1 protein-coding gene is annotated in these 2413 nt (G+C 41.2%); it reads right to left on the reverse strand.

The window, feature by feature from the left end; all coding sequences use genetic code 11:
• Positions 1 to 2370, reverse strand: a 2370-nt coding sequence (gene thrA, locus H5072_RS17020) for a bifunctional aspartate kinase/homoserine dehydrogenase I (RefSeq protein ID WP_182694214.1), incomplete at its 3' end; no start/stop codon positions are given.
• Positions 2371 to 2413: the final 43 nt, after the last annotated feature.

Genomic DNA, 2413 nt, shown 5'->3' on the forward strand with positions numbered 1-2413 from the left:
TACTTCAGAGCCGGCACCATAACCACGAATTACAAACGGACGTGGCTGGTAGTATTGGCTTAAAATAGCAAGCGCGTTTTCGCCATCGCGAATTACATTAAGCGCATGCTTTTCATCAACAGCCTCAATACCTACTTTACAGTGACCTTCTTTAATTGTACCTACATAACGAAGTACCTTTCCTTCGCTCGCAGCACTTTGAATGCGGTCATTAAAATCAGCATCTAGGCTTGGTAGTTTTGCCATAAACTCATCAACGCTATCACCTTGTGCAAAACCTTGTGGTAATACTGACTCAACTTCAATATCGCTTAGTTCCAACTTCATACCGGCTTCGCGAGCAATGATCAGTAACTTACGTGCTACATCGGTACCCGATAAATCATCACGAGGATCTGGCTCAGTAAAACCGCTTTCTTTGGCTTTAATAGTTGCCTCAGAAAGTGATAAACCATCTTGAAGTGCGCCAAACATATACGAAAGTGAGCCTGATAAAATACCGCTAAACTCTAGTAACTCATCACCGGCACCAAATAATGACTGCAAGTTATCGATTACTGGTAAACCTGCACCAACGTTAGTTTCGTATAAAAATTTACGATTATTCTTTTGCGTAGCAGCTATTAAATCTTGGTAATACGTGTATGAGCTTGTTGTCGCTTTTTTATTAGCTGCAACCACATGAAAACCTGCATTTAAAAAGTCTACATATTGCGCAGCAAGTGCATCTGAAGATGTACAATCTACTAATACCGGATTCACTAAGTGGTTTTGCTTAACAAATTGCTCTACTAATTTTAAATCAAATGCTTGCTCAGATGAGGCCAATTTTTGCTGCCAATCACTAAAAGCGATGCCTTCGTTATCAAGGTGTAATTGACGAGAGTTAGCAACACCATACAAGTTAAGTTTAATATTACGCTTTTCAAGCCAAGCTTGCTGACGTTCAAGCTGATTAATAAGCTCTTGCCCAACTAAGCCACAACCTAGTAAAAACACATCAATTGACGGCACATGCGTGAAAAAGTTTTCATGGCATATTTTTACAGCGTCATTACATAACTCACCATCAATTACCGCAGAAATAGCACTTTCTGTAGAATCCTGTGCAATTGCCACAATATTTACTTGCGCTTGTGCAAGCGATGCAAAAAACTTAGCCGCTAAGCCACGGTGTGCGCGCATGTTGTCGCCCACTAAAGTAACAATGGCTAAATTACGCTGTACTTGTACAGGCTCAATAAGCCCTGCTTGTAATTCAAGCTCAAATGCAGTTTGTAGCGCATCCAGTGCAAGAGCTAGGTCTGTTTCGTGCACACAAAAACTAATACTAAATTCACATGATGATTGCGTGATCAATACAATTGATACGTTATCGTGAGCAAGCGCGTTAAATACCTTAGACGCCATGCCTACTTTACCTTTCATGCCTGGGCCTGAAACAGTTAACATTGCAAGGTCTTGTAAGCTAGAAAGCGCTTTTACGGGCTCATCAGATGAATAATCGTTACCAATTAATGAGCCTTGTGCGTCTGGGTTATGCGTATTTTTAATTTCACATGGCACGCCTGCTTTAGCACACGGTAAAATTGTTTTTGGGTGAAGTACTTTTGCACCAAAGTAAGAAAGCTCCATCGCCTCTTTATAAGATAAAAAATCTACTTTAGTGGCTTTTTTAATATAGCGAGGATCAGCGCTATATACGCCATCAACGTCAGTCCAAATTTGGCAAATCTCAGCTTCTAAACATGCCGCAGCAATAGCTGCTGAGTAATCTGAACCATTACGGCCAAGCGTCGTAAGCTCACCTTTATCATTACTCGCCGTAAAACCAGGCATAATATAAATAGTTGCAGGGTTTTCTTTAAGCACGGCTTGAAAGCGAGCTTTACTTGCCACTAAATCAGCTTCTGCATCAATGTAGCCACCAGTTGAAGCAATACAGCTTGTTGCTTCTAAGTACCTTGCATCTTGTGAGCTCAATAAAGCCTGCATTAAAGAAACGCTAACGCGCTCTCCAAAGCTAATTACAAATGCGCGAACTTGATCAGGGCAACACTGTATAAGCGACACGCCATCTAATTTATTTTTAAGCTCGCCTAGGTCTGGCCAGCTTGTAACGACTACGCCACTTTTTTCAACGTCAGCTTTTAAGCCTTCACAACGACTCGCTAATGCTTGCCATTGCTGCGAAAAATCTAAGCCTTGCTCTGCAGCACTTGCAAGTGCAACTAGCGAATCGGTCATTCCACCTGGAGCAGAAAGCACCAATAACATTTCATCTTTTAATTGTGCTTTAACTAACTGAGCTACCTGTTGTAAGCATGCATAATCGGCAAGTGAAGACCCACCAAATTTTAAAACTCGCATTGTTTATGTTCCTCATCCCATAAAACGAAAAAAGGCCTGTGTT

Source organism: Pseudoalteromonas sp. SR45-5, assembly GCF_014163565.1.
GTDB lineage: Bacteria > Pseudomonadota > Gammaproteobacteria > Enterobacterales > Alteromonadaceae > Pseudoalteromonas > Pseudoalteromonas distincta.